General features: G+C 42.8%; 25 protein-coding genes. 8 read left to right on the top strand and 17 right to left on the bottom strand.

Annotated features, from left to right (window positions below):
• Positions 1-210: 210 nt before the first annotated feature.
• The 3 genes from QUF73_20830 to QUF73_20820 form a co-directional block, all read right to left on the bottom strand.
• Positions 211-993, bottom strand: a complete 783-nt coding sequence (locus QUF73_20830) for a DUF4931 domain-containing protein (protein ID MDM5228570.1) — start codon at positions 991-993, stop codon at positions 211-213.
• Positions 994-1,345: 352 nt separating this feature from the next.
• Entirely contained in the window at positions 1,346-1,714 is a 369-nt protein-coding gene (locus QUF73_20825; protein MDM5228569.1) for a hypothetical protein, read from the bottom strand.
• A 138-nt stretch (positions 1,715-1,852) separates the two neighbouring features.
• Complete coding sequence (locus tag QUF73_20820; protein MDM5228568.1) at positions 1,853-2,617, bottom strand: FixH family protein; 765 nt, start codon at positions 2,615-2,617, stop codon at positions 1,853-1,855.
• A 297-nt stretch (positions 2,618-2,914) separates the two neighbouring features.
• Here QUF73_20820 and QUF73_20815 point away from each other — a divergent pair, with 297 nt between their 5' ends.
• The 3 genes from QUF73_20815 to QUF73_20805 all read left to right on the top strand — a co-directional run bounded on the left by QUF73_20815 (position 2,915) and on the right by QUF73_20805 (position 5,031).
• Positions 2,915-4,048, top strand: coding sequence for a stage II sporulation protein P (locus QUF73_20815; GenBank protein ID MDM5228567.1), 1,134 nt, complete (start codon positions 2,915-2,917; stop codon positions 4,046-4,048).
• A complete protein-coding gene (locus QUF73_20810; GenBank protein ID MDM5228566.1) occupies positions 4,035-4,217 on the top strand; it encodes a hypothetical protein in 183 nt (60 codons plus the stop codon). Before QUF73_20815 ends, QUF73_20810 begins: the two co-directional genes overlap by 14 nt.
• A gap of 67 nt (positions 4,218-4,284) precedes the next feature.
• Positions 4,285-5,031 (top strand): (S)-benzoin forming benzil reductase, encoded by a 747-nt coding sequence (locus tag QUF73_20805; protein ID MDM5228565.1) that lies wholly within the window; start codon positions 4,285-4,287, stop codon positions 5,029-5,031.
• Positions 5,032-5,062: 31 nt separating this feature from the next.
• Here the strand turns inward: QUF73_20805 and QUF73_20800 are convergent, their stop codons facing one another.
• From QUF73_20800 to QUF73_20780, 5 genes are all read right to left on the bottom strand, one after another.
• Positions 5,063-5,698 carry a histidine kinase gene (locus QUF73_20800; protein ID MDM5228564.1) on the bottom strand — a complete coding sequence of 212 codons (636 nt, stop codon included), beginning with the start codon at positions 5,696-5,698 and terminating at the stop codon, positions 5,063-5,065.
• A gap of 247 nt (positions 5,699-5,945) precedes the next feature.
• On the bottom strand, positions 5,946-6,680 hold the full coding sequence (locus QUF73_20795) for an amino acid ABC transporter ATP-binding protein (protein ID MDM5228563.1): 735 nt from the start codon (positions 6,678-6,680) through the stop codon (positions 5,946-5,948).
• A gap of 18 nt (positions 6,681-6,698) precedes the next feature.
• A complete protein-coding gene (locus QUF73_20790; GenBank protein ID MDM5228562.1) occupies positions 6,699-7,400 on the bottom strand; it encodes an amino acid ABC transporter permease in 702 nt (233 codons plus the stop codon).
• On the bottom strand, positions 7,387-8,208 hold the full coding sequence (locus QUF73_20785) for an amino acid ABC transporter substrate-binding protein (GenBank protein ID MDM5228561.1): 822 nt from the start codon (positions 8,206-8,208) through the stop codon (positions 7,387-7,389). Before QUF73_20785 ends, QUF73_20790 begins: the two co-directional genes overlap by 14 nt.
• 109 nt (positions 8,209-8,317) lie before the next feature.
• Positions 8,318-9,145 (bottom strand): DUF2935 domain-containing protein, encoded by an 828-nt coding sequence (locus tag QUF73_20780; protein ID MDM5228560.1) that lies wholly within the window; start codon positions 9,143-9,145, stop codon positions 8,318-8,320.
• 129 nt (positions 9,146-9,274) lie between these two features.
• Between QUF73_20780 and QUF73_20775 the strand changes: the two genes are divergently transcribed.
• Positions 9,275-9,406, top strand: coding sequence for a hypothetical protein (locus QUF73_20775; GenBank protein ID MDM5228559.1), 132 nt, complete (start codon positions 9,275-9,277; stop codon positions 9,404-9,406).
• 191 nt (positions 9,407-9,597) lie between these two features.
• On the opposite strand, the gene QUF73_20770 is transcribed toward QUF73_20775, so the two are convergent.
• From QUF73_20770 to QUF73_20750, 5 genes are all read right to left on the bottom strand, one after another.
• Positions 9,598-9,810, bottom strand: coding sequence for a hypothetical protein (locus QUF73_20770; protein ID MDM5228558.1), 213 nt, complete (start codon positions 9,808-9,810; stop codon positions 9,598-9,600).
• Positions 9,811-9,913: 103 nt separating this feature from the next.
• Complete coding sequence (def, locus tag QUF73_20765; GenBank protein MDM5228557.1) at positions 9,914-10,492, bottom strand: peptide deformylase; 579 nt, start codon at positions 10,490-10,492, stop codon at positions 9,914-9,916.
• Positions 10,485-10,676 carry a helix-turn-helix transcriptional regulator gene (locus QUF73_20760; protein ID MDM5228556.1) on the bottom strand — a complete coding sequence of 64 codons (192 nt, stop codon included), beginning with the start codon at positions 10,674-10,676 and terminating at the stop codon, positions 10,485-10,487. Before QUF73_20760 ends, def begins: the two co-directional genes overlap by 8 nt.
• Before the next feature lie 213 nt (positions 10,677-10,889).
• Positions 10,890-12,380: a potassium/proton antiporter gene (locus QUF73_20755; protein MDM5228555.1), complete on the bottom strand. Its 1,491-nt coding sequence runs from the start codon at positions 12,378-12,380 to the stop codon at positions 10,890-10,892.
• A gap of 495 nt (positions 12,381-12,875) precedes the next feature.
• Entirely contained in the window at positions 12,876-13,418 is a 543-nt protein-coding gene (locus QUF73_20750) for a GNAT family N-acetyltransferase (protein MDM5228554.1), read from the bottom strand.
• Between the two features lie 270 nt (positions 13,419-13,688).
• Between QUF73_20750 and QUF73_20745 the strand changes: the two genes are divergently transcribed.
• Positions 13,689-14,543 carry a DUF4097 family beta strand repeat-containing protein gene (locus QUF73_20745; protein ID MDM5228553.1) on the top strand — a complete coding sequence of 285 codons (855 nt, stop codon included), beginning with the start codon at positions 13,689-13,691 and terminating at the stop codon, positions 14,541-14,543.
• A gap of 126 nt (positions 14,544-14,669) precedes the next feature.
• Positions 14,670-15,362, top strand: a complete 693-nt coding sequence (locus tag QUF73_20740; GenBank protein ID MDM5228552.1) for a C39 family peptidase — start codon at positions 14,670-14,672, stop codon at positions 15,360-15,362.
• Positions 15,363-15,522: 160 nt separating this feature from the next.
• Here the strand turns inward: QUF73_20740 and QUF73_20735 are convergent, their stop codons facing one another.
• Positions 15,523-15,765, bottom strand: coding sequence for a hypothetical protein (locus tag QUF73_20735; GenBank protein ID MDM5228551.1), 243 nt, complete (start codon positions 15,763-15,765; stop codon positions 15,523-15,525).
• Between the two features lie 140 nt (positions 15,766-15,905).
• Between QUF73_20735 and QUF73_20730 the strand changes: the two genes are divergently transcribed.
• Positions 15,906-16,622 (top strand): 3-ketoacyl-ACP reductase, encoded by a 717-nt coding sequence (locus QUF73_20730; protein ID MDM5228550.1) that lies wholly within the window; start codon positions 15,906-15,908, stop codon positions 16,620-16,622.
• Positions 16,623-16,733: 111 nt separating this feature from the next.
• Here QUF73_20730 and QUF73_20725 read toward each other — a convergent pair whose 3' ends face one another.
• Positions 16,734-19,862 carry an MMPL family transporter gene (locus QUF73_20725; protein MDM5228549.1) on the bottom strand — a complete coding sequence of 1,043 codons (3,129 nt, stop codon included), beginning with the start codon at positions 19,860-19,862 and terminating at the stop codon, positions 16,734-16,736.
• A gap of 3 nt (positions 19,863-19,865) precedes the next feature.
• Positions 19,866-20,318: a MarR family transcriptional regulator gene (locus QUF73_20720; GenBank protein ID MDM5228548.1), complete on the bottom strand. Its 453-nt coding sequence runs from the start codon at positions 20,316-20,318 to the stop codon at positions 19,866-19,868.
• A 742-nt stretch (positions 20,319-21,060) separates the two neighbouring features.
• On the opposite strand from QUF73_20720, the gene QUF73_20715 reads away from it, so the two are divergent.
• A complete protein-coding gene (locus QUF73_20715) occupies positions 21,061-21,600 on the top strand; it encodes a flavodoxin family protein (GenBank protein MDM5228547.1) in 540 nt (179 codons plus the stop codon).
• 34 nt (positions 21,601-21,634) lie between these two features.
• On the opposite strand, the gene QUF73_20710 is transcribed toward QUF73_20715, so the two are convergent.
• Positions 21,635-22,414, bottom strand: coding sequence for a mechanosensitive ion channel family protein (locus QUF73_20710; GenBank protein MDM5228546.1), 780 nt, complete (start codon positions 22,412-22,414; stop codon positions 21,635-21,637).
• Between the last annotated feature and the right edge of the window lie 168 nt (positions 22,415-22,582).

Genomic DNA, 22,582 nt, shown 5'->3' with positions numbered 1-22,582 from the left:
TAAGGCATAACGGAGCACATCGCAAGGAATAAAAATATGTACCTCACATTATTCCTCGCTACAATATTTCATTATATTTTTTATAGAGATAAATCACAACTTCTAAAAGCGAATGGTTATTATTTCAAATTTTTACGATTACTGAGAATGGTTATTTCCGTCTATATCCAGCATCCGTCGAAGGTACCCATCAATCGGGTACACCAGGTATTAAGGCCTGACTTTAAATTCCCCGCTGAAATATCTCACTTTTATATCATCTCTCATCCATTCAAGATTATTAGGAACCTGAGGGATGCTGTAGCCAATAAAAATTGGCGTGGTAACATAGCGAGGAACAATTTTTGCGTAAATATCCCTGCCCAGCCTGTAGAAAAACAAATTATAACTATTGCTTGGAAAAGGAAAGGCATTCAGAATATAATGAGTAGCTGTCTGGATGCATTTTGCAAAGTACGGAATATCATCCTGATCGGCAAGCTTAACGTTGAATTCATAGAAACCGATTCTCGGAGAAGTCGACAAAGTGAACACCGTATTGCTTTCCTCATGAATAAGGAGACCTTCAAAGTCCTCTGCATGAATTTTTTCCTTGTAATCAATATTTCTCAATCCGACAATTTGCATATGCGGATGGGCAATACTCCCCCCGGATAATGGGCCGTGGTTTTTGAAAAATAAAACAGATTCATATTCTCCGCTCTCTTCCATCTGAAGCCAATGTTTCAACCCAAATGAAATCAGCCTGACCAGATGCTCCTCTGAATAAATGGACAGCTCTCCGTCACATTGATCCGTTTCAATCAGCACGGTCTGATAGGAACTTTCAAGAACAGGAAACTTATTTTTCAGCAGAATGATTGAATCCTCAACTGCGATGATATCCGTCAGCTCCTCCCTTGCACAAAAAGGGCAGCTTATATCCTTATTCCGAATGCTATTAGGCTTTTGGACCCCAATCCCCGTATTAAAATGCAAATGTGTATCTGACATCTCTTTGACACCTGCTTTTCTGTAATCTCTCCTTTTATATTATCATGAAAATGGCAGCGGAGTAGCTGAGGCAGTTTCTTGGGCGATTTTGTCCTAAGCTGGCCCTGATTCGGACAGCCCTGGGCATTTTCCTGCCTTTCCTGTCCGAATTTGCCCCGGGTTCGGACAACTCCAGGCCTTTTTCTGGCCTTTCTGTCCGAATTTGCCTCGGATTCGGACAGACTCCGGCCTTTTTCTCGCTTTCCTGTCCGAACTTGCCTTTGATTCGGACAGACTCCGGCCTTTTTCTCGCTTTCCTGTCCGAACTTGCCTCGGGTTCGGACAACTCCAGGCCTTTTTCTGCCTTTCCTGTTCAAACTTGCCCCGGGTTCGGACAGACTCTGGCCTTTTTCTGCCTTTCCTGTCCGAACTTGCCCCGGGTTTGGACAGCCCCAGGCCTTTTTCTGGCTTTCCTGTCCGAATTTGCCTCGGATTCGGACAGCCCCTGGGCATTTTCCTGCCTTTCCTGTCCGAATTTGCCTTTGATTCGGACATACTCCGGCCTTTTTCTCGCTTTCCTGTCCGAACTTGCCCCGGGTTCGGACAACTCCAGGCCTTTTTCTGCCTTTCCTGTCCGAACTTGCCCCGGGTTCGGACAGACTCCGGCCTTTTTCTCGCTTTCCTGTCCGAACTTGCCCCGGGTTCGGACAACTCCAGGCCTTTTTCTGCCTTTCCTGTCCAAACTTGCCCCGGGTTCGGACAACTTCAGGCCTTTTTCTGCCTTTCCTGTCCGAACTTACCTCCAAGTTCATCTGTATAATTAAATAACCCCTGCCTGACCCAACAAAAAATCAGCAGGGCGAACCCCACTGATAATGCTTTATTGCACTGTTAATTCAGTTTCTGTGTGCTCGTGAATATCGTCGCCTTTTTCAACATGGGTCGTGATGGCGTATGTGCCCGCAACGGTAAACTGATGGTCGGCAGTGTATTTGCCCGGTTCGGTTTCAGACATGTTCACCCATTGAGGGGTTGCGCCATTAAGTGAGATTTCAAGCTTTACTTTAGCCTCCGCCAGCGGTTCCCCTTCATGATTAACCATGGCAGATAAAGCCGTTTGCTCATTTGCATGGATTTGGTCAGGTGCCTGCATCTCAATGGATACCTCTCCGCCATGGCTGTGAGAGTGGCCTTCTTCATGTCCCTCATTTTCTTGTTCATGCCCCGTTCCTGAGTCCTCCGCTTTTGCCTCGCCAACTTGTACGGAAACCATTGGCATTGTATGCTGGCTTCTTGCCGTTACATGGGACTGAACATAGTAGAGGCCTTCTTCTGCAAATATATGATCAGCGGTATATTTCCCCTCTGAGTCGTGCTTTGCCTCTGCCATTTCACCGTTTTCTTTTTGTCCTTCCTGCCATATTTCAAATTTCACCTCATCCGCATCGGTTACGGCCTCATCACCTTGTCTGACAGTGACCGCAAGGGTTGCCTCCTCTCCAGGATTAATGGTTTCAGGCACCTGGATGACTGCTTCAATGATTTGCGGCACTTCGTCATTTTTTGCGGGCTTTTCTTCTTCTGATTGGCTGCATCCGCCAAGAACAAGCAAGCTCGCCATTATGCTGAATAATATCTTTTTCAATTTAGTGTCCCTCTCTTTATCTATATTGTCTTTTGATATTAACAATATAAAAGCCATTTGTGATAAAACAATGAAATCTTTTTAAAAAATAAAAGACCCTTTCAGGCCTTTTGAGATTTAGTACAAAGGATTGCTTTTTATTATGTGTTTTATACCAGATGGACACAAGATCATTCAGGACCGCTTTTTTGTCCCCTTCTTTCGCGATCTCTTCTGCAGCCTCTTTTCATATTAAGGGCATCCCCCATCTTCTAAATCAGCTTATCCGTCATATATTTAGAGAGTGGAGGGATTTATATGAATTCTAAATTAAGAGTCCATTCTATTTTCTTTTATATAAATAGCTGGCTTTTCAGTATTTGTGCAGCAGTGGCGCTCGCTGGGATTGTTGCGCTTTATCCTGCTTCCTTCTCTTCATCACATATGAATGTGCTGCTTAAGGACATTAAAGCCGACCAGCTCTTCATTCACTTTTTGAAAGCCGAAAACCATTATTTTCACAAGGATGTTCCTGCTGAAAGCTACTCCCTATCCGGAACCCTATTTAAGCTGGCAACCAACACACAGCCGAAGGATATCAGAACTTTCCTTGGCCGGGAGCTGCCTGGTTTTTCAATCTTTGATACCGGTATTGCCGTTGCCGGAGAGGGTACCGACTTTACCAACCTGCCAGTGGAATCTGCCCCTCCCCTTGAAGTCCTTTTAAAAGAAAAAGAACTTGCTATGAATGACGGTCAAAATGAAGAAAATACGGCTCCTCCAGTTATCCCGGACAAAAAAGGGGTCCTCATTTACCATTCCCACAGCTGGGAATCGTTCGCTCCGCTATTGAAAGATGTAAAAGATACAGATGAGGCCGTTAGTCCAAATGAGCAGGTGAATGTTATTGCTGTCGGGAAAAAGCTTAGTGAAGAGCTGGCGAGAAAAGGCATTGGTGCTGAGCATGATAAAACCAATATTGCCTCAGAACTGAAAAAGAAGGGCTGGAACTGGGAAAATTCCTATGCCATGTCCAGAGAGACTGTACAATCCGCCATGACAGAGAATAAAGATGTTAAATTCCTAATTGATATCCATAGGGATTCGCTGCCCCGAGGGAAAACAACCGCAGTAATTGGCGAGGAACCATACGCGCGACTGTTTTTTGTCGTCGGCAAAGAGCACAAAAACTATGAACAGAACTTAAAAGTGGCTACGGAGCTCCATAAAGCACTGGAAGCAAAATATAAGGGAATAAGCAGGGGAGTATTTGTTAAAGGAAAAAGTGAAGGCAACGGCATTTACAACCAGGATCTTTCCGAGCGGGCCCTTTTGCTGGAATTCGGAGGTGTGGAAAACAATCTGGATGAACTGAATAACTCCATAAAAGCATTTGCTGATGTGTTTAGTGATTATTACTGGAAGGCAGAGCCAGTCAATGCAGAAAATTAATGCCTGCCATTATTGCCTCCTGTTTACTTTTTTCAGCACATGTATTCTTTACCTTCTGTTTGGCATAAGCACCATTACGGTTGCCTGCCTGTTTTCAGGGATTGTCCTCTCAATCATCAATTTAATAGAAGATGAAATGAAGGCATTCAGACAGGACCACAATGGCTGATAAAGGAAAAAATGATTATTTTCTGTTTTAATAGAAGATAATGAAACAGGAAATAGGAGTGATCAAAGTGAAATTAGCTATCATAACAGGTGCATCCAAAGGTTTAGGAGCTTCCATTGCCAAGAGAATGATAACAGAAGGAACAGGCATCATATCCTTATCAAGGACTGAAAACCCCGAGCTGGCAAAGTTTGCTGCAGAGAATCAAGTGTTCTTTGCCCAATATTTCTGCAATCTGTCCTCACCGGATGAGCTTGAATCTGCTTTCAGAGAACTGACAGCACTATTGCAGGAAAAACAGCCGGAAACCCTATTTGTATTTAACAACGCAGGGGTCATTGATCCAATCGGTACAGCCGGGAATCTTGATCATGCGGCATTAATTCAAAATGCTCACGTTAATCTGATTGCTCCTATTATGATTTCCAACGTCCTGCTGCGTGAAGTTTCAAGTGAAATGACCATTGTTAACATTACTTCAGGTGCTGCTGAAAGGCCCATACAGGGGTGGAGTGCTTACTGCAGCACAAAAGCCGGTATAAATATGTTTACGGAAACAGCTGCATTGGAACTGCAGACAGCAGGCAGCAGCCATAAGATTATTGCCTTTAGTCCCGGTGTTATGGACACCGCTATGCAGGGAACCATACGTTCTTCAGCGAAGGAAGCATTTCATGATCTTGAAAAATTCCAGGCATACAAGGAGAAAGGAATGCTAAGGGATACAGAAACTGTGGCAAATGCACTTGTCGATTTGCTGCTGCAGAAGGAAATTGAGAACGGAAAAGTTTATTATGTAAATGACTTAATCTAAAAAGCAACAAAAGCCGGCTAAATGAGCCGGCTTATTTATCTCCCAATATATTACTATCTACAACGCCATGGTGAATACGGAGCACTTCATGATTATTATCTTTTTGTATTACAAAAAATCCGTTCGAGAAGTCGGAGGATAATTCTTTAAAAAAGATGCCCTGTATTCCATTTTCCTGGTCTTCTCCAATGATTAGATGATAATCGGAGCCTTTCTTGACGATCTGGGCCGGCAGCCCTTTATCCCAGTCGTCAGAGGGATCATGAACCTTTCTTGAAACTTCTACGGCATGTATATCCACCCCTTCAAGAAGCTGGAATAAATCATTGATCAGCGAATGCTGTACCATCCGCTCCAGCTTGGTTTGAACAGCCTGCCCAAGGATAATCTGGGTAATATTATACTCCTGAACCACATCAGCTATCACCATGGCGATTTTTTTGCCCTCAGCATACTTGGAGAGCATCTTCAGCCCGTATTTCTCTGCTAAACTTTCGAACAAGTATTTTGTCTGAATCCCGTTAAAGCTAAGCTCTTCGTGCTTCCCGTTTTCTACGGAGAGAATATAGCCATCCCCCTGAAATGCTTCCTTCAGTTTTTTGCCTCTCTGGGCCAGTCTTTCCGCGTGATTGGGATTGCTAACGCATATTAAAATATTTTCCTTCATTTTTACACCTCTCTCACCGGATTCTATAATCAGTATAGCACGAATACCATGGAATAAACCCCGCGGCAAAAGGGCTCCATAGGAATGTGTTTAAATCAATTGATTATTTTTTTGAAAATATGAATAAGAATTTTTCTGCCCGGGCATACTAATCCTACAAGTGTAAATCCCCCTTTTTTTCCGCTTCCTGTTAAGGAAGCATTTTTTTTTGATAAAAACAGACCTCTACCTGTCTGCAGAGGTCTGTTTATTGAATTAAATTCAGGAACTGGCTGGTGCGCACTTCTTTTGGACCGGAGAATATCTGTTCAGGTTTGCCGCGTTCCACGACAATACCGCCGTCCATGAAAATGACTTCATCCGCTGCTTCCCTGGCAAATCTCATCTCATGAGTAACGACCACCATTGTCATTCCTTCAGCGGCCAGATCCTTCATCACCTTCAGCACTTCTCCAACTAGTTCAGGGTCCAGTGCCGAAGTAGGCTCATCGAAAAGCATAACCTTTGGCTCCATTGCAAGAGCCCGTGCAATCCCTACCCGCTGCTGCTGGCCGCCTGAAAGCTGAAAAGGATAATAGGCAGTTTTATCAGCTAAACCCACTTTTCTTAAAAGCATTTCCCCCTTTTCCTTTGCCGTTTCCTTTGGTTCGCCTTTCACTGTAACCGGCCCCTCCATGACATTTTCGAGTGCAGTCATATGCGGAAATAAGTTATAGTTCTGAAAAACCATTCCCGTAAGGCGCCTGAAGGGAGGTATTTGCCTTTTCGAGACCTGCTGAGAAAAGTCGAGGACTTGATCGCCAATAGCAAGCAGGCCTGAAGTAGGCTGCTCCAGCACATTTAAGCACCGCAGCAAGGTCGTTTTTCCGGAGCCGGATGGCCCAATCACTACAACCACTTGCCCTTTCTTCACTTCCAAATTAATTCCTTTCAGTACTTTCAGCTGATCAAATTGCTTATGCAAATCCTTTATATTAATCATCTATAGCACTGCCTCTTTTCATGAAGAAATATATCTGTCCAGACGGCGTTCAAGCCTCCCCTGCACGATCGAGAGCATAAAGCAAATCACCCAATATATGAAGGCAGCCTGTGTATATAGAAGCAAGAATTCATAATTGGTTGCAGCTATTTCCTGTGCTCTTCGGAACATCTCTGTAACCAGAATCATGGAAGCCAGAGAGGTATCTTTTACAAGACTGATGAATGAATTCGATAGCGGCGGTATCGATACCCTGGATGCCTGCGGAAGGATAATCCTCTTAAGCGTCTGCGAATAAGACATGCCTATGGAATATCCCGCTTCCCATTGTCCTTTTGGAATCGAAAGGATGGCTGCCCGGATAATTTCAGAGGCGTACGCCCCTACATTCAGCGAAAATCCTATGATCGCAGAAGGAAAAGGATCAATAATGACACCAATCGTTGGGAGCCCGTAAAAAATGATGAACAGCTGCACTAGAAGCGGCGTGCCCCTTATTGCTGATACATATATTCTCGCTATCGTCTTCAGTGCCTTATTTCCCGAAATGCGGGCAAGTGCCGTAAATATTGCCAATGCCAGCCCGCATATAAATGAAATCAGTGTTAAAGGGATGGTATAAATAATGGCCCCTTCCAGCAATGGCTGGAATGAATTCTTTCCAATCTCTATAAGTCTTTCGATCCTTTCCGGGTTGGTAAAAATACTACTTAAGTACATCTTCGCCAAACCATTTTTCTGAAATTTTCAAGTAAGTGCCATCCTCCATCATTTCGGCCAAGGCTTTATTGACCTCATCAACCAATGTATCGCTTCCCTTTCTGAACATTAGGCCGCTTTGAGAAGCATCTTCGGATTCATCTGCGATTTTGACTGGAGCATCAGGCTTATGTTTTTTAAAATCCAAAAAAGACAAATTATCGTTGAGTGTAACATCTGCACGCTTTGAATTAATCAGCTCAATCGCCTGGTTAAATCCGTCTACTCCTACAATTTCTGCTCCATATGACTTTGCCAGATCAGCATAATTACTTGTCATGGACTGTGCGGCCTTCATACCCTCTATGTCTTCAAAGCTTGAAACTGAATCATTGGATTCATGTGTAATCAAAACAGCTGCAGAAGAAATATAAGGATCCGAAAAATCGTATTTCTCCTGGCGATCAGGGCGAATCCCCACCTGGTTTGCGATCATATCAAATCGTTTTGAATCCAATCCGGCGAACATGGCATCCCATTGTGTTTCCAGAAATTCCGGCTTTACATCAAGCCTTTTGGCCACTTCCTTTGAGATTTCTACATCAAAACCGGTAAGCTCGCCTTTATCGTCATGGAACGTGAATGGTGGATAAGTGCCTTCCGTTCCTATTAACAGCTTTCCCTCCTCCTGCACTTTTGCCCATAAATCCTGCCCCTGCTCTTCTGACGCAGGCTGATCCTGATTGTCCGGGTTTGCTTTATTCGTTCCGCACCCTGAAATGATTAAAACTAAACAGATTAGAACAGCACTAAAAAAAGTCTTTTTCATGTGTTTGCCTCCTGTTTGAGAAATGATTTTATTTTATCTTTTCCTAAAGTGCTTAGTTTATAGGAGGCCAAAGAAAAAAACCCTCTTTCTAAAAGAAGGCTTTAGGATACTAAGAATAAGATGGTTTTTTCAAGGAACATTTAGAAGCTTCCTCTGCCAGTTCAGGAGCATAGCAGCTGAGCTTTTTAATTAAATAGCAGGCTTCAGGGAAATGATGTTCGAGAAATCTCAGGGTTGTTTTATTGAGAATCCTTTTCCCGGCGTATTTCTGGACTATTCCCTTAATGTATTCATTCATTTCAATCACAGCCAGCCCTACATCCCGGGCCATTTCCTGCTGGCGCGGAAATCCTGGCTGCGTAAACCGGAGATATCCTTTCATATGTCGGTTCTGCACCATAAAACCCTGAAAAATCCGGGTGTATATTTCTGCCTGTTCATCTACAAATACCTCAATTGGATCGATTGAATTTCTCAGAAGAATGATGTGCCCCAGCTGATCCTCCAGCCACAAATCCAGCAAATCGAAAAGGGCTTGCTGTGCCGGTGTGAGTCCTTTTGCATAATAGGACAGCAGACGCAAATATTCCTGATTTTCATTTAATGTGCCGTTAAAATAAGTTGGCGAAAGATTTAGATTGATTAAATTATTGATTCTCAGATTCTGAAGCTTTCCTTCAAATTGAAAATAGCCGTTTGCAATAGGCCATATCTCCATGGCCATGGCAATTGCCTCCTGTGAGTTTTCCTGTATAGACGGAGATAACTGATTAAGCCTATTTCTAAGATTTCGGAAGGCTTGTCTGTATTCATCCGCTCTTTTTACGTACCTGCTTTCTGTTGAAGAAAGATGGTCCCTGACAAAAATCGCATGGTCTTCAAGAATCTCCAGCCAAAAGGCATGCTCCTCCCAAGGCGTCAATCCTATTTCATTCATGTAGATCCCCCCATCATAAATCCTTTTAAATATATATGTTTTTCATCAAGGAAAGATGAAGGCCGGTCCGGATAAAAAAGGAGCGTTTTAGAAAAAATAAGGAAGCATTTTTAAGAAAGGAGAATCATCATGACAAAAAAATTCAATAAAGGCAGCAATAATCAAAATTCACCAAGAGGAAATCAATCAGCCATCAGCGGAGATAACAGCAAGGGCAATAAGAGGAATAAAGATCAAAAGGATAAGACTGATTTGGATTAAGAAAAGCGCAAGGCGCCCGCCTATCGGCGACAAGCATAAGACAAGCCGGCTGAAAGGTTGTTCTTTAACCTTTTGGACGGATTGGCTTATGACCTCGAGCCGATGGCGCCTGGAGCTAGACAGTTATCGAAGTGCAAAGTTATACTTTTAATCTTTTAAAAGAAAACCGGCTTCCTTATCGAAGCCGGTTTCTATTCGTCATCACCTGAAATTTTAATTGCTGGCGTGTTGTTATAAAGATAGGTTGGAGCCATGTTTTGTTTCTCATCACGATTATTCATAGCTTCTTGCAATTTTAGATTAGCATCCTCTGTTTCTGTCTTGCTGTTCATTTGGGAGTGTACAGTCTGATCCTCCAGCTTTTCATTAAGCTTGATATTGGTTTCAGCAGTTTTATCATCCATTTGCCTAATCCTCCTTTTGTTATAGTTTGTTATAAGTGGTTAATAAATATTTACCACATCCTGTTCCCATAAAACAAAAAGCATAAACCCATGGTCTATGCTTCTAAAAGTTCTCCATAACCGAGTTTTCCGGAACTTTGAACGGATCATTTTTATCAATTCGATCATAAAACATTATTCCGTTCAGATGGTCGATTTCATGCTGCATAATGATAGCCGGGATACCCTTAAACCGGAGTGTCACTTCTTTGCCTTCAAGATTATGGGCTTTTACCTTAATGCGCTCATAACGGGGCACATACCCTTTTACGTCACGGTCTACAGACAGGCAACCCTCACCCTCCGGCAGGAAAATAACACCGACAGAGTGGCTGATGATTTTTGGATTAATTATGAAATACTCCTGAGGCTCAGCTTTTTCATTGGTAAAATAGGCGGTAAACATGCGTTTGTTAAGGCCAATTTGGTTGGCAGATAGCCCAATGCCCGGCCGCAAGCCATATTTCTTTGCAATGGCAGGGTCCTGGCTGTTCTTCAAATATTGCATCATCGCAATCAGTGTTACGCGATCTTCTTCAGTTATAGGCAATGCGACTTCTTTTGTTACCTCTCGCAGGATCGAATCCCCTTCCCGCACAATATCTTTCATAGTAATGATCGTATCAGCATTAAATTTACTCATAAATAAACAATTCATCTACCTTTACTTTTAATGTTTTAGAAATTTTAAAAGCGAGCTCCAGTGTGGGATCATATTTATTATTTTCTATGCAATTGATTGTCTGCCTGGCCACACTGCATTCTTGAGCGAGCCTTTTCTGAGTTATTCCCAGCTTTTTTCGTATTTCCTTTATTTTATTTTTCATCCTATCACCTTTTGGGCCGAAGCTGTTTTTATGGTAGCATTTCAGATGGCAGAATGTCCAATGCTTTGGACATTAGTTGATGCGCTTTAAGATCTTTCCGCGAAAAATAGATGATAACCGCGAAATTTTGTTTTTGTCCGTGATTTTACATGCTTTATCCGCGAAATTCAAAAAAACCAGTGCAGATTTCCTCCACACTGGTTCCTTATTTGACTACGCTTCTGCTTCTACCAGAGTTTCAGCTGTTTTTTTCTTTTTCAGCAGCAGCTTGAGCTCTTTTTTATATTTTCTCTTAGTAAGGATGTAAAGAAAATCTCCCTGCTCAATTTGGGTGTTGCCTGTTGGAGTAATTAACTCATCTTTACGTATGATTGCATTGACGAGTGCCCCTTCAGGAAAAGGGATCTCCATCAGATTTTGCCCGATAATGAAGGCATCTTCTTCTATTTCGAATTCAATCATTTCAGCATCTGCTTTTCCAAGGGAAACCAATTCCAGGGAATGCATGGGAGTAGCCTTCTCAGGCCCAGTTAGACCGAGCTTTTCGGCTAACAATGTAATCGTTGATCCCTGGATAAGAGCGCTGGTCAGGACAACGAAAAAGACAACATTGAAAATTTCGTGACTTCCTTCCACACCGGATAACAGCGGGAAAGTGGCCAGCACGATTGGCACAGCTCCTTTTAACCCTGCCCAGGATAAGAAGACCAGTTCTTTCATCGAAAAGCCCATCTTAATGGTGGTTAGAAACACAGCAGCAGGTCTGGCAACAAACATAAGAAGAGCTGAAAGAGCCAGGCCTTTTAGCAAAATGTCAGTTTGGAAAAGTTCATTCGGGAAGACCAGGAGACCCAAAATAACGAACATCGCGATTTGCATCATCCAGGCAAACCCTTCTGTAAACCGGAAAACAGAGTGGCGATAGGCAATGTCTGCGTTCCCTATCATAATACCCGCCACATATACAGCAAGAAGGCCGCTGCCTCCCAGATAAGCAGTTATTCCATATGTCAGCATGGCAAATCCAGTTGCAAAAACAGGATAAAGCCCGCTTGAATCCAAGTTAATTTTATTCAATGACCATATTGCGAATTTGCCAAACAGGAGACCGGCTATTGCTCCCACTCCCATTTGGATAAAGAAGGAACCAATAAGTGAGAAAATGCCGGAGCCAGGAGTCATAATCAACTCAATCATGGCAACTGTCAGGAACACTGCCATGGGGTCGTTGGAGCCAGACTCGGCTTCCAGTGTTGCGGAAATTTTGGGCTTTATATTTTGCCCTTTTAATACAGCAAAAACGGCAGCTGCATCAGTCGATCCGACAATCGCGCCAAAAAGCACCGCGACAGGCCAATCTACCCCAAGAATAAACTTTGCCGCCACGGCAACAAGCCCGGTGGTAATCACAACACCTAAGGTTGCCAATGATAAGGAAGGTGCAATGACCGTCCGAGCTGTTTTCCAGTTCGTCTGCAGTCCTCCTTCAAACAAAATAATGATAAAGGCCAAAACCCCAATCATCTGCGCAATTCTCGCATTATCAAAATAAATGAATTGCCCCAATCCCATCCCGACCGCGATAAAGAGAACAAGAGCAGGCACGCCAAGCCGTGCAGAAAATTTAGTTGTCATAACACCAATAATAAAAAGAATAGCAGCCAATAGGATAAGTGCATCTGTGTGCCAAATAAATTCAGCCAATACGATCACCTTCTTTATTTAGATTTAATCAAAGGATATAGGTTATAAAAAATGTTCTATTATTATTGAGGAATTCTTTTTATTGAATCAGTAAAGCTGTATGAAAGGAGACAATATCATGCAAAATTGAGTCTCAGCTTGTAAGTGACTTTTTTACAACGGAGAATTTGCCTTGCTTTTGAAACAATTTCTTTGAGAGTGAAGAATGACTTGTGTTCTGTACGAAAAAGGCAGAATTAATTTAGCCAGTGTATTCCCGGAGAGGTGATGACAGCAGTTCATGACGGATCTTTAGCATGGTGAAAAGCTGCTATTAGAAAAGAAGTGACAGTGAGTCGCGAGCTTTGTTTCCAGCATAAGATTATCTTTTGCCGCTTGCACTGTCTTTATCGATTTTTTAATGTAACATAAATACATCATACCATATATTATGTAACATTGCACTTCATATGCATGCTTTTTAAAAAAAATCGGACTTTCCATTAGGCAAATCCGCTAAATTTCTTTAGATAGATGAATCATCTCATCTTCCAGTTTATATTCCTTATATCCGCAGCGTTTATAGAGGTTTACCGCACTATCCCAGGCAATATTCGTTTCGAGGACAACTTTTCCGTAACCGGCTGCTTTGGCGCGATCCTCCAGTTGCCGTACCATCATACTGGCAATGCCCTGACCCCGGAATTCCTTTTTTACAGACATTCGCTGCAGCCTGCATTCCCCTTTGCCTTCATTGGTAATTGCACCCGTACACACCAGTTCATTTTCAATCAAACCTGCCAGAAAAAGGGCACCCTCAGCGTTATACGTCTCTGTAAGGCAATTCAAATCAGGATTTAACGAATGATCAATAAACCCGAAGCGTTCCTGAAATCCATTCAGTATTAATTCTTTTGCAGCAGTCTCGTAATCTTTTGAGATCTGTACCATCTTAATATCCGATTTAATCATTTTCTGCTCAGCATCAGCCAGCTTTTTGTCGCAAACCTCAGGCATACCGGCATTAATTGTTTTTCCATCGACAGTTGTGGTATTCATAGATTCTCCTGTTTTTTCCTTTTATAATAAGATATTAGCAGTGAAAAGAGAATTCTTTTTAGGCAGTTAATATATCCAGAGCCTCTCTCTAGAACTTCTGCTGCTCTGTATATATTAAAGGTTGCACATTCCCGCCGGACAAAAAAGCATTATACTGTATTCCATACGCCTCAAGTCTTAGCTGAATTTAAAGCTGGGGCTCAATGTGCATGATATAGGTTTATCATAAAATATAAATAAGAAATTTATGAAGGAAAGCAGGGATTCTTAGTGAAAAGGATTTTCGCCATTTTTATCATTTTAGTCTGTTCCTATTTGCTCTTTACCGGTGTAAACAGCTGGTTAAGTTCTGGAGGAAGCAGTACCGAAGCTTCTCTCAGCAAGAGGACAGATCATATCAGCATAGATGTATCAAGTTCCGATACAGTCATTATTCCTGAAAAGAGGAATGATGTTAGAGCAGAGCTTGACGGTAAAGGGAAAGTGACCGTAAATAAGGCGGGAAACGAAGTTCGTGTAGAATACAAAAGAAAGTGGCTGGACGGCTTTCAGTTTTTCAATAATAAAAGCAATCTCAAGATTTACATTCCTGAAGATTTCAATAAGTCCATGTCAATTGACATTGGTTCTGGCCGTTTGAATTTTGCCGGTGAATCTGAAAGCAAGCCTTTCAGCCTTGAGAGTCTGGATGTTCATATGAGCTCCGGCAAAGTCAGCCTTGCCAACATTAAGACTGATGAATTTGAGCATGAAGGTTCATCAGGGATGATGAAAGCAGATCATATTATTACCCGTACAGGAGAAATAGATATGAGTTCAGGCAAAGTGAAAATCCGCAACTACCAGGGCAAGCTTGATGCGGGGGTATCGTCTGGACAGCTGGATATAATGGTCGGCAAACTGATTGACTCTATTAAAGTGGAAGCAAGTTCAGGCTTTGTCCGCCTTGATTTGCCTGATGATGCTGACTTCACCTTAAAAGGCAAAGCAAGCAGCGGCCATATCAGCAGCAATTTCGAATTGGATGATGAGAAACGCGATAAAAATGATATTTCCGGCAGGCATGGATCAGGAGAACATGACATCCGTATCTCTGTATCCAGCGGGAAAGCTGAAATTAATTAACTGCTGCATTGAAGTCCGGGAAACCGGGCTTTTTTGATGCTGAATGAGGATTAAGGCTCGACACTACGGGAAATAGTCTTATACCCAATATTTTGACAAGCGAAATTTCACAAAGGAGTGTGAGTCTTGAAGAAAGCTATTTTACTGGCATCCATTCTGCTGTCAGGCTGCTCCTCACCAACCTGGATTACCGGCCAGGAAAGTGAAACCGAATCCGCAGAACAGGAAGACGGCAAAGTGTTAATTAATGCCCCTCATTATTCGCAAAAGCCTGAGCTTGAAAGAGGATGTGAGGTAACAAGTCTTGCCATGCTCCTGAATCATGCAGGCGAAGAGACCGATAAAATGGAATTAGCCGAAAAAATAAATCGTGTTCCTTTCGAAAAAGATGGCTATCGGGGAAATATTCATAAAGGCTTTGTTGGCAATATGCAGACATTGGAAAAACCTGGACTCGGCGTCTACCATGAACCCGTCGCAGAACTGGCCGAAAGCTATTTGCCCGGGAAAATTGAAGACCTGACAGGCAGCGGATTTGACAAAGTGATCGAGCAGCTTGATGACGGCAGACCAGTCTGGGTGATAATCACCAGCACTTACAACGTATTGCCTGAATCAGAATGGGAAACCTGGGAAACAAAAGATGGCCCTGCCAAAATAACCTACCGAATGCATGCTGTATTAGTCACAGGCTATGACGAAGATCATATCTATGCAAATGACCCGCTTAAGAAGAAAAACACCCAATACCAAAGGGACAAGTTCATTGCCGGATGGGAACAGATAGGAAGACAGGCAATCACTTATGTGGATAAATAAAAGAGGAGGATGTTTGGGGATAACTTTTTGTCTCCATCATGATCACCTATGTGGATAACTCTGTTGTCTCCTTAGATTATCCACTTAGTGTGGATGAATCGAACAAAAAACGCCTTTAATTGTGGATACTTCTGAAAAATTTAAAAAATCAATGAATTAGTTATGCACATTTTGAAATAATGGGAAGTTCGAAAATGAATATAATCCTCAATCCGTGGATTAATTGGGAATTACACATTTTCAACTTAAGCCGAAAGCTTCGGCCAGCAGGGTGTACGAATTCAGCTTGCCTTGAAAGTCCAAGGTCTTCTGCCAATTGAGCAAGCTTGGCTGTTTTACGAAAAGTTTCAACTGCAGTATCCCCTTTAGCAACGACAGATTGATCCAATACACTGGGCTTCATTAGAAATCCCCCTTTTATTGAAGATGATCTTATCACAAGAATACAGCTTCCTCAAATGTCTCGGCTGCGCAAGCGATTTATTAGGAAATTTACAGCCTTTCTGGTAGTATATGAATGATTTTTTTAGAGGAGGAAAAACGATGCATACATTAAAAGGCAAAACAGCTCTAATCACAGGAGCAGGCAGAGGGATCGGGCGTGCAGCAGCTATCGCGCTCGCCAAAGAAGGCGTCAATATTGGTTTGCTTGGCCGCACGATTGAAAATCTTGAAAAAATGGCGGACGAACTTAGCCAGTACAATGTGAATGTATCTGCTGCTGCAGCCGATGTTGCCGACCTTGAAGCCGTCACTCATGCAGTCGAGCATATTAAGTCAGACCTTGGCTCTGTGGATATCCTGATTAACAACGCCGGTATTGCCAAGTTTGGGGGATTCCTGGAGCTATCTCCTGATGAGTGGGAAAGCATCATCCAGGTCAACTTGATGGGTGTTTATAATGTTACGAGAGCCGTTCTTCCTGAAATGATTGAACAGAAGTCCGGAGACATTATCAACATTGCATCCACAGCCGGTCAAAAAGGCGCACCTGTCACTAGTGCTTACAGCGCATCCAAATTTGCCGTTTTAGGCTTAACAGAGTCCCTGATGCTTGAGGTTCGAAAGCATAATATACGAGTTAGCGCATTGACTCCAAGCACGGTTGCCACTGACCTTGCGATTGAAACAAACCTGACAGACGGCAACCCGGAAAAGGTTATGCAGCCGGAAGACCTCGCAGAATTCATGGTAGCACAGCTGAAATTGAACCCTCGGGTGTTTGTGAAGACAGCCGGCATGTGGTCGACAAATCCATAAGATTTTGGAGAAGCCCCTATCGCTTAATGATTGGGGCTTTAATTTTCTTTTTGAAATAAACTCTTTTCTCCCATCAAAAAGAGACTGCCTTAAAGACAGTCTCGATTTAAATTAATTTGCACTTCTTTTAAACGGCCACCAGTTTGCCTGGCCAAAGTTCTTGACCATAACCGGAATAAATAGCGGCAGCACCACCAGTGCATAAAGCATTAATCCGACTAGAACGATGGACGCAATCTGCAAAAGCGACAGCATCCCGGAAGGCATCATTGCCGCGAAAGTTCCGCCAAGGATTACGGCAGCTGAGATAATAACAGTGCCCATCTTTTTCATGGATAACAGCATTGCGTCTGCAATGGAAAGGTCACGATATTCATTAAAGCGATCCATTAAGAAAATGCTGTAGTCAACGCCAAGCGCGACCAAAATAACGAATGCAAAGAATGGAACTGCCCAGCTGATGCCCGAATATCCAAGCAGATTTACAAAAATCGCTTCATTCATTGCCATACTTGTATAATAGGTCAAAATCAATGAACCAATTAAATAGATTGGCATTATGATAGACCTGAAAAGGAACACAAGAATGATCGAAATGCCAAGCAGCATCAATACAACAGTACGGGAATAATCCTGATCTGACATTGTGCTCAAATCAGCATTCGTACTTGTAATCCCGCCTACTGCGACAACCGCATTTTCAAGCTTAGTCCCTTTTGTCGCTCTTTCCACAGCTTCTTTGATTTCGTCCACCTGGTTAATGGCTTCGTTGGAATAAGGATTTGCTTCAAGCACTACATCCATTGTCATGACTTTACCGTCCTCTGACAAATAGACATCAAACACCTGCGCAAACTCTTCATCCTCCAGGACTTCAGGCGGCAGATAGAAACCATCCATATTTTCCGAATTTGATAGGCCTGCCAGATAATCCTGTGCCGAACCGAGACCTTCGGACACCTGTTCCAGTCCATCTGCGCTCTGGCCAAGACCATCTGTCAGCTGGCTGATTTGTCCGCCAAGATCACCGAATCCTGTCAGCAGCTGTTCCTGCCCGCCATTGATTCCTGCTAAACCATTTGTCAGCTTCGGAAAATTATCGACGATTTGCCCCTGCCCGTCAGCAAGCTGATTGAGGCCTGCCTGCTGGGCTTCGATTCCGTCGATTAGCTGTTGCAGGCCTGCAGCTAATTCCTTTTGGCCGGATATGGCAGTTCCAAAGTTTCTATTCGCTTCGGACAAACCATTCTGCAGCTTTGTTAAGCCTCCATTAGCAGCATTAATCCCTTCGGAAACCTTTGGAAGCTGCTCCTGCAGGCCTGCTACCTGACCTTTAATAGCTTGATACTGGGGGTCTTGGGCCAATGCTGGGTCATTTGTTTCAACATAGCCAAACAGTGCATCATTCGCCTGTTTGATGCCATCGGATAGCTGATTTAAATTCGTCTGGATTTCTTTATAACCTGCAATTAGTGAAGGAATGAGCTGTTCTGCTGACTGATATCCGACTAGCAGCTTCTGGTATCCGGCAAGAAGCTCTTCGGCACCAGCCTTGGATTTTTCCAAACCATCTTTAATTTGATCTGATCCCACAGACCCCCGGCGAATTCCATCTTCAATTTTTGCAAGGTTCGTCTGAATTTCACCAAGGCCGGATTTGATTTCATTAGTACCAGAAATCAAATCGTTGATTCCTTTTGTGGCATTCTGCAGCTCAGGCTCTGATTTGGACAGTTCGCTGCTTGCTTCATTTAAGCCGTCTGAAATTTTGTTTAATCCGTCCTTACCTTCTCCAAGGCCTTCTTCAAGAGTCTCAGCTTGTTTGGCAACAAAGAAGTCTTCGATTAGCTCTCCAGTTGGTCTTGTGACAGAGCGGACTGTATCCACCAGATCTACATTTTCAACCTCTCGGCTGATTTTTTCAGCCAGACCTACATATTCTGCGGAATCCATTTCCTCATCGTTTTTCAAGACGATTTGCGTTGGCATGGATTCTCCTGGCCCAAAGCTGTCAGCAATAGCATTAAATGCCTTAATGGAATTAACATCTCCGCCGATTTCCTCAAGGGAGTTGTAAGAAAGTTCTCCGTCATATGTCACCAGGAACGGCACACAAACGGCTGCTACTATAAGCAATGCAAGGAATGGACGCGCCAGCGAAAATCGGCCGACCGTACCCCATAACTTGCTTTCTCCATGCTCGGCACTTTTTTTCGAAGGCCAGAAAATTTTCTGTCCCATCACCGCCATAAAGAATGGCACAATCGTAAATAAAGCAATTAATAATATTGCTACACCAATGGCCACAGCTGCTGCTGACTGATAAAGGATAAACTGCGAGAAGCCAATTGCAGCAAAGCCAATCATAACAGCCAAGCCGCTGAAAAATACTGTGCGGCCCGCATTGCGGTATGTTGCCACAATGGCGTCCGCTGTGCTTTCGCTATAGGAAAGTTCTTCTTTGAAACGGCTTAACAGCAGGATACAATAGTCTGTTCCAATTCCAAACAGAATCGCCACAAGGAAAATCTGGGTATAGTTCGAAATCGGAAAATCCAGCCTATCCACTAAAAATGCCACAATGGACTGTGAAGCAAGGTAGGTGAATCCCACTGTCAGCAGCGGGATAATTGGCGCAACCACTGACCGGAAAACCAGCAGCAGAACAACCAGAATAAAGACGACTGTGATTCCTTCTGTCTTTTTCAGACCTTCCTGCGAACTGTTCATGAGGTCTTCATTGATCAGCCATTCACTCGTATAATAGTGATCTACCTTTGCATCATCAATAGCTGAATAAAGCTCTTCACTCAGCTCCGCTGGCTCACGGTCGTTCCAGCTTACATTGACAGAAGCCAGAATCGACTTGCCATCTTCTGAAACAAGCTGGTCTTTCAAGCTTTCTTCATTAAAATGGGTAAGAATTTCCGTAATTCCCATTTCTTCGCTTTTGTCTTCAAGCGTCCGGATAGCTTTCTCCGCTTCTTTGATTTCTTCTCCTGTGAGCTTTTTATCATTATGAAAAACAAGTGCGACCTGTGTCTCATCCCCGCCGCCTTCCTGCTTCTGCACTTCTTGCATGATATCCCCGGCAAGTGTGGATGAATACTCTTCAGGCACAGTAATCTGCCCTTTATCACGGACGAGTTCTGCCATGTTCGGCGCTGCCATAAACAATCCGGCAACCACTGCGATCCAAACGACAATGACAAGCCATTTTCTTTTAATAATTGAATACACTCTTTAATCCCCCGCTTTGTTTTCTGATAGAACTTTATCCAATTTTTCAAAGGTTTCAATAAACTGCTGGATTTCGGCCTGATCAAATCTGTTTATCAGCGATTCTACAAGATTATGAATCTTTTCTTCTGCTTTGACGTACAATTCATTCCCTTTTTCGGTAAGAGTCAGATAGACAACCCTGCGATCATTTTCATCTCGTGTTCGCTGTATCAGTCCTTTTTCCCACATACGCGTAATCATCGCCGTAATCGCGCTCTTTTTCACGTCAAACACTTCTGCAAGCTCTGACGAAGTACAAGATCCCACCTGATTTATGTACCTCAGTGTAAAATGCTGATCGTTAGTCAGATCGCTGCCAATCTGATTTTTCACAAGTGACGCAGCCTTTTTCTCAACGGAAAAAGAAACGGCAATATACCGGTCGACCAAATCCTTAATGTTTGGCACATTCACTTATATATTCACCTCACAGAGTAATTATTCTATCGTTTAACTGTTCAACTATTTAACTATTAACGTAGTTAACTTTAAGGGAGGGAACTTGGATTGTCAATAAAAAAATCCAGTGCATATTTAGTTCCACGTTTCGCCCCTGCCTTCTTCCCGCTAACTGCTTGCAGAAGCCTTTTAACAGAGTCTCTTGATTCTATCCCTAAATATTCCTTTGCTTGGGCATTGGAGATTGAATGGTTAATTAGAAGAGAGTATTCCTGAAGGGATTGAATATGTGCATCCTTGGAGAGGTGATTGAAAGCTGAACAGAGCCACCTCCCATGCATTCTTATCATCGGAAAGGAAGAGCATTTCTGGCATTGGACTCCTTGTTTCATCTCAGCGGGACTTATTTGATATCGCTGGAGGACGTTTAGCATAATCCTCCCCGATGAACCTCCTTTTTGAACGGTTATCGGGAATTCTGTTCAAAAGTGCTTCCAATTGGTGCAGCAGGAGTGACTTTATTTTTGATTTTACAATCATATTTAGACTCCTTTTTTTATATTTCAACTAAAATGCTGCTTGCAGGAATCAGATTCCTGCTTTATGAGCGAAATTTAAAATTCATCGGCGAAAAAACATGATATATGAGCGAAACACCATCAACAATCCATCTGCATGTAAAGTTACTTTCGTTGCTTCCCCAAATATTTTTATGTAAAATTCATAAAAAGACGATAGTAACGAAGGGGCGATTTTGATGAAAGTATTGGCGCTGCTGGGCAGTACCAGAGAAAACGGGAACTCGGAGTATTTAGCGAAAAAGATCGCAGAAGGTACTGATCACACCCTGGTAAAATTAACAGACCTGCAAATCGAACCGATTGTGGATCAGAGGCATGCGGATGGGGGCTTTACACCGGTTGATGACGACTATGAACAATTAGTGCAGCACATGCTTTCACATGATGTTTTTGTATTCGCCACCCCTTTATACTGGTATGGCATGAGCGGTCCGATGAAGGATTTCTTTGATCGCTGGTCACAGTATCTAAGGGATGAACGCTTTAACCTGAAAGATGAGCTGGCAAAGAAGAAAGCTTACGTTGTTATTACAGGCGGCAGCAGCGCGAAAGTAAAAGGCCTTCCCCTTGTTCAGCAATTTCAATATATCTTCGAATTTGTGGGAATGGAGTTTGCTGACTATATCATTGGAAGCGGAGTAAAGCCGGGAGAAGTTAAAGAGGACACTCTTGCTTTAGCGAAGGCCGAACAGTGGAATACATTATTTTCAAAATAAAAAGGCGGACTAATGAGTCCGCCTTTTTTTCACATCACGATTCCTGTCTTACCCTGGAATCTTTTTTCATCTGATTTTCCCCATCAGGGTCTAAATACAACTTCCTGCTTGGCATAGCGACATAAACACTCTCATTTTCAAGAATGTCCATGATCTCAAAATTGATTTCTTCCTTAATTTTCAGGAATTCTCCCCAATTTGTCGTTTTGGTAAAGAAATAAAGGAAGATATCGAGTCCATTTTCTTTGTAGTCGTCAAAGGTCACAAGAATGGTTTCCGGGTGTATATCGGGATGATTTTTTAACAAATACTCGATCTGCCCTACCACATTCGCCATTTGATCTTTAGTTGTGTCATGAGTAACGCGCAATCTGAAGCTGATTTGCCTCTTCCCCATCTTGCTCCAGTTTGTAATCGATTCATTGGCTAAAGTAGCATTAGGGACTGTGACCAGCGCCTGAGCGAACGTTCTAACCTTGGTGCTTCGAAAAGAAATATCTTCAACCGTTCCCTCAACACTTGGCGTCATAATCCAATCGCCAATCGTGCACGGCTTTTCCGTAATAATGACAAATCCGCCAAACAAGTTGCCCAGTACATCCTTGGCAGCAAAAGCAATGGCGACCCCGCCTAATCCAAGCCCTGCCACAAAGCCATTTACATCATAATCAAACTCCTGGGCAACCACGCTAATACTGATTGCTACAATAACAACTCTCAAAGCCTTTGAAATAAATGGAATGAGAATATCATCAATCTCAAGATCGTACTTAACCTTTAGGCTTGTGAAAAGGGCTGATGATGCCGATGCCATATTGTACAAGCCCCACGTGATCATGATAATGATGGACGCTCTAATAATATCTAAAAATAAGGAATTATGCTGGTTTAAGTAAGGAAAATAACCGACAGATACATAGATTCCTATAATGATAAATAACCACTGAATCGGCTTTTGAAATGAAACAAATATATGAGAGAA

The sequence above is a fragment of the Cytobacillus sp. NJ13 genome, assembly GCA_030348385.1.
GTDB lineage: Bacteria > Bacillota > Bacilli > Bacillales > Cytobacillaceae > Cytobacillus.
The sequence above is the reverse complement of the archived record's forward strand: the minus strand, read 5'-3'. Positions and strand labels throughout refer to the sequence as shown.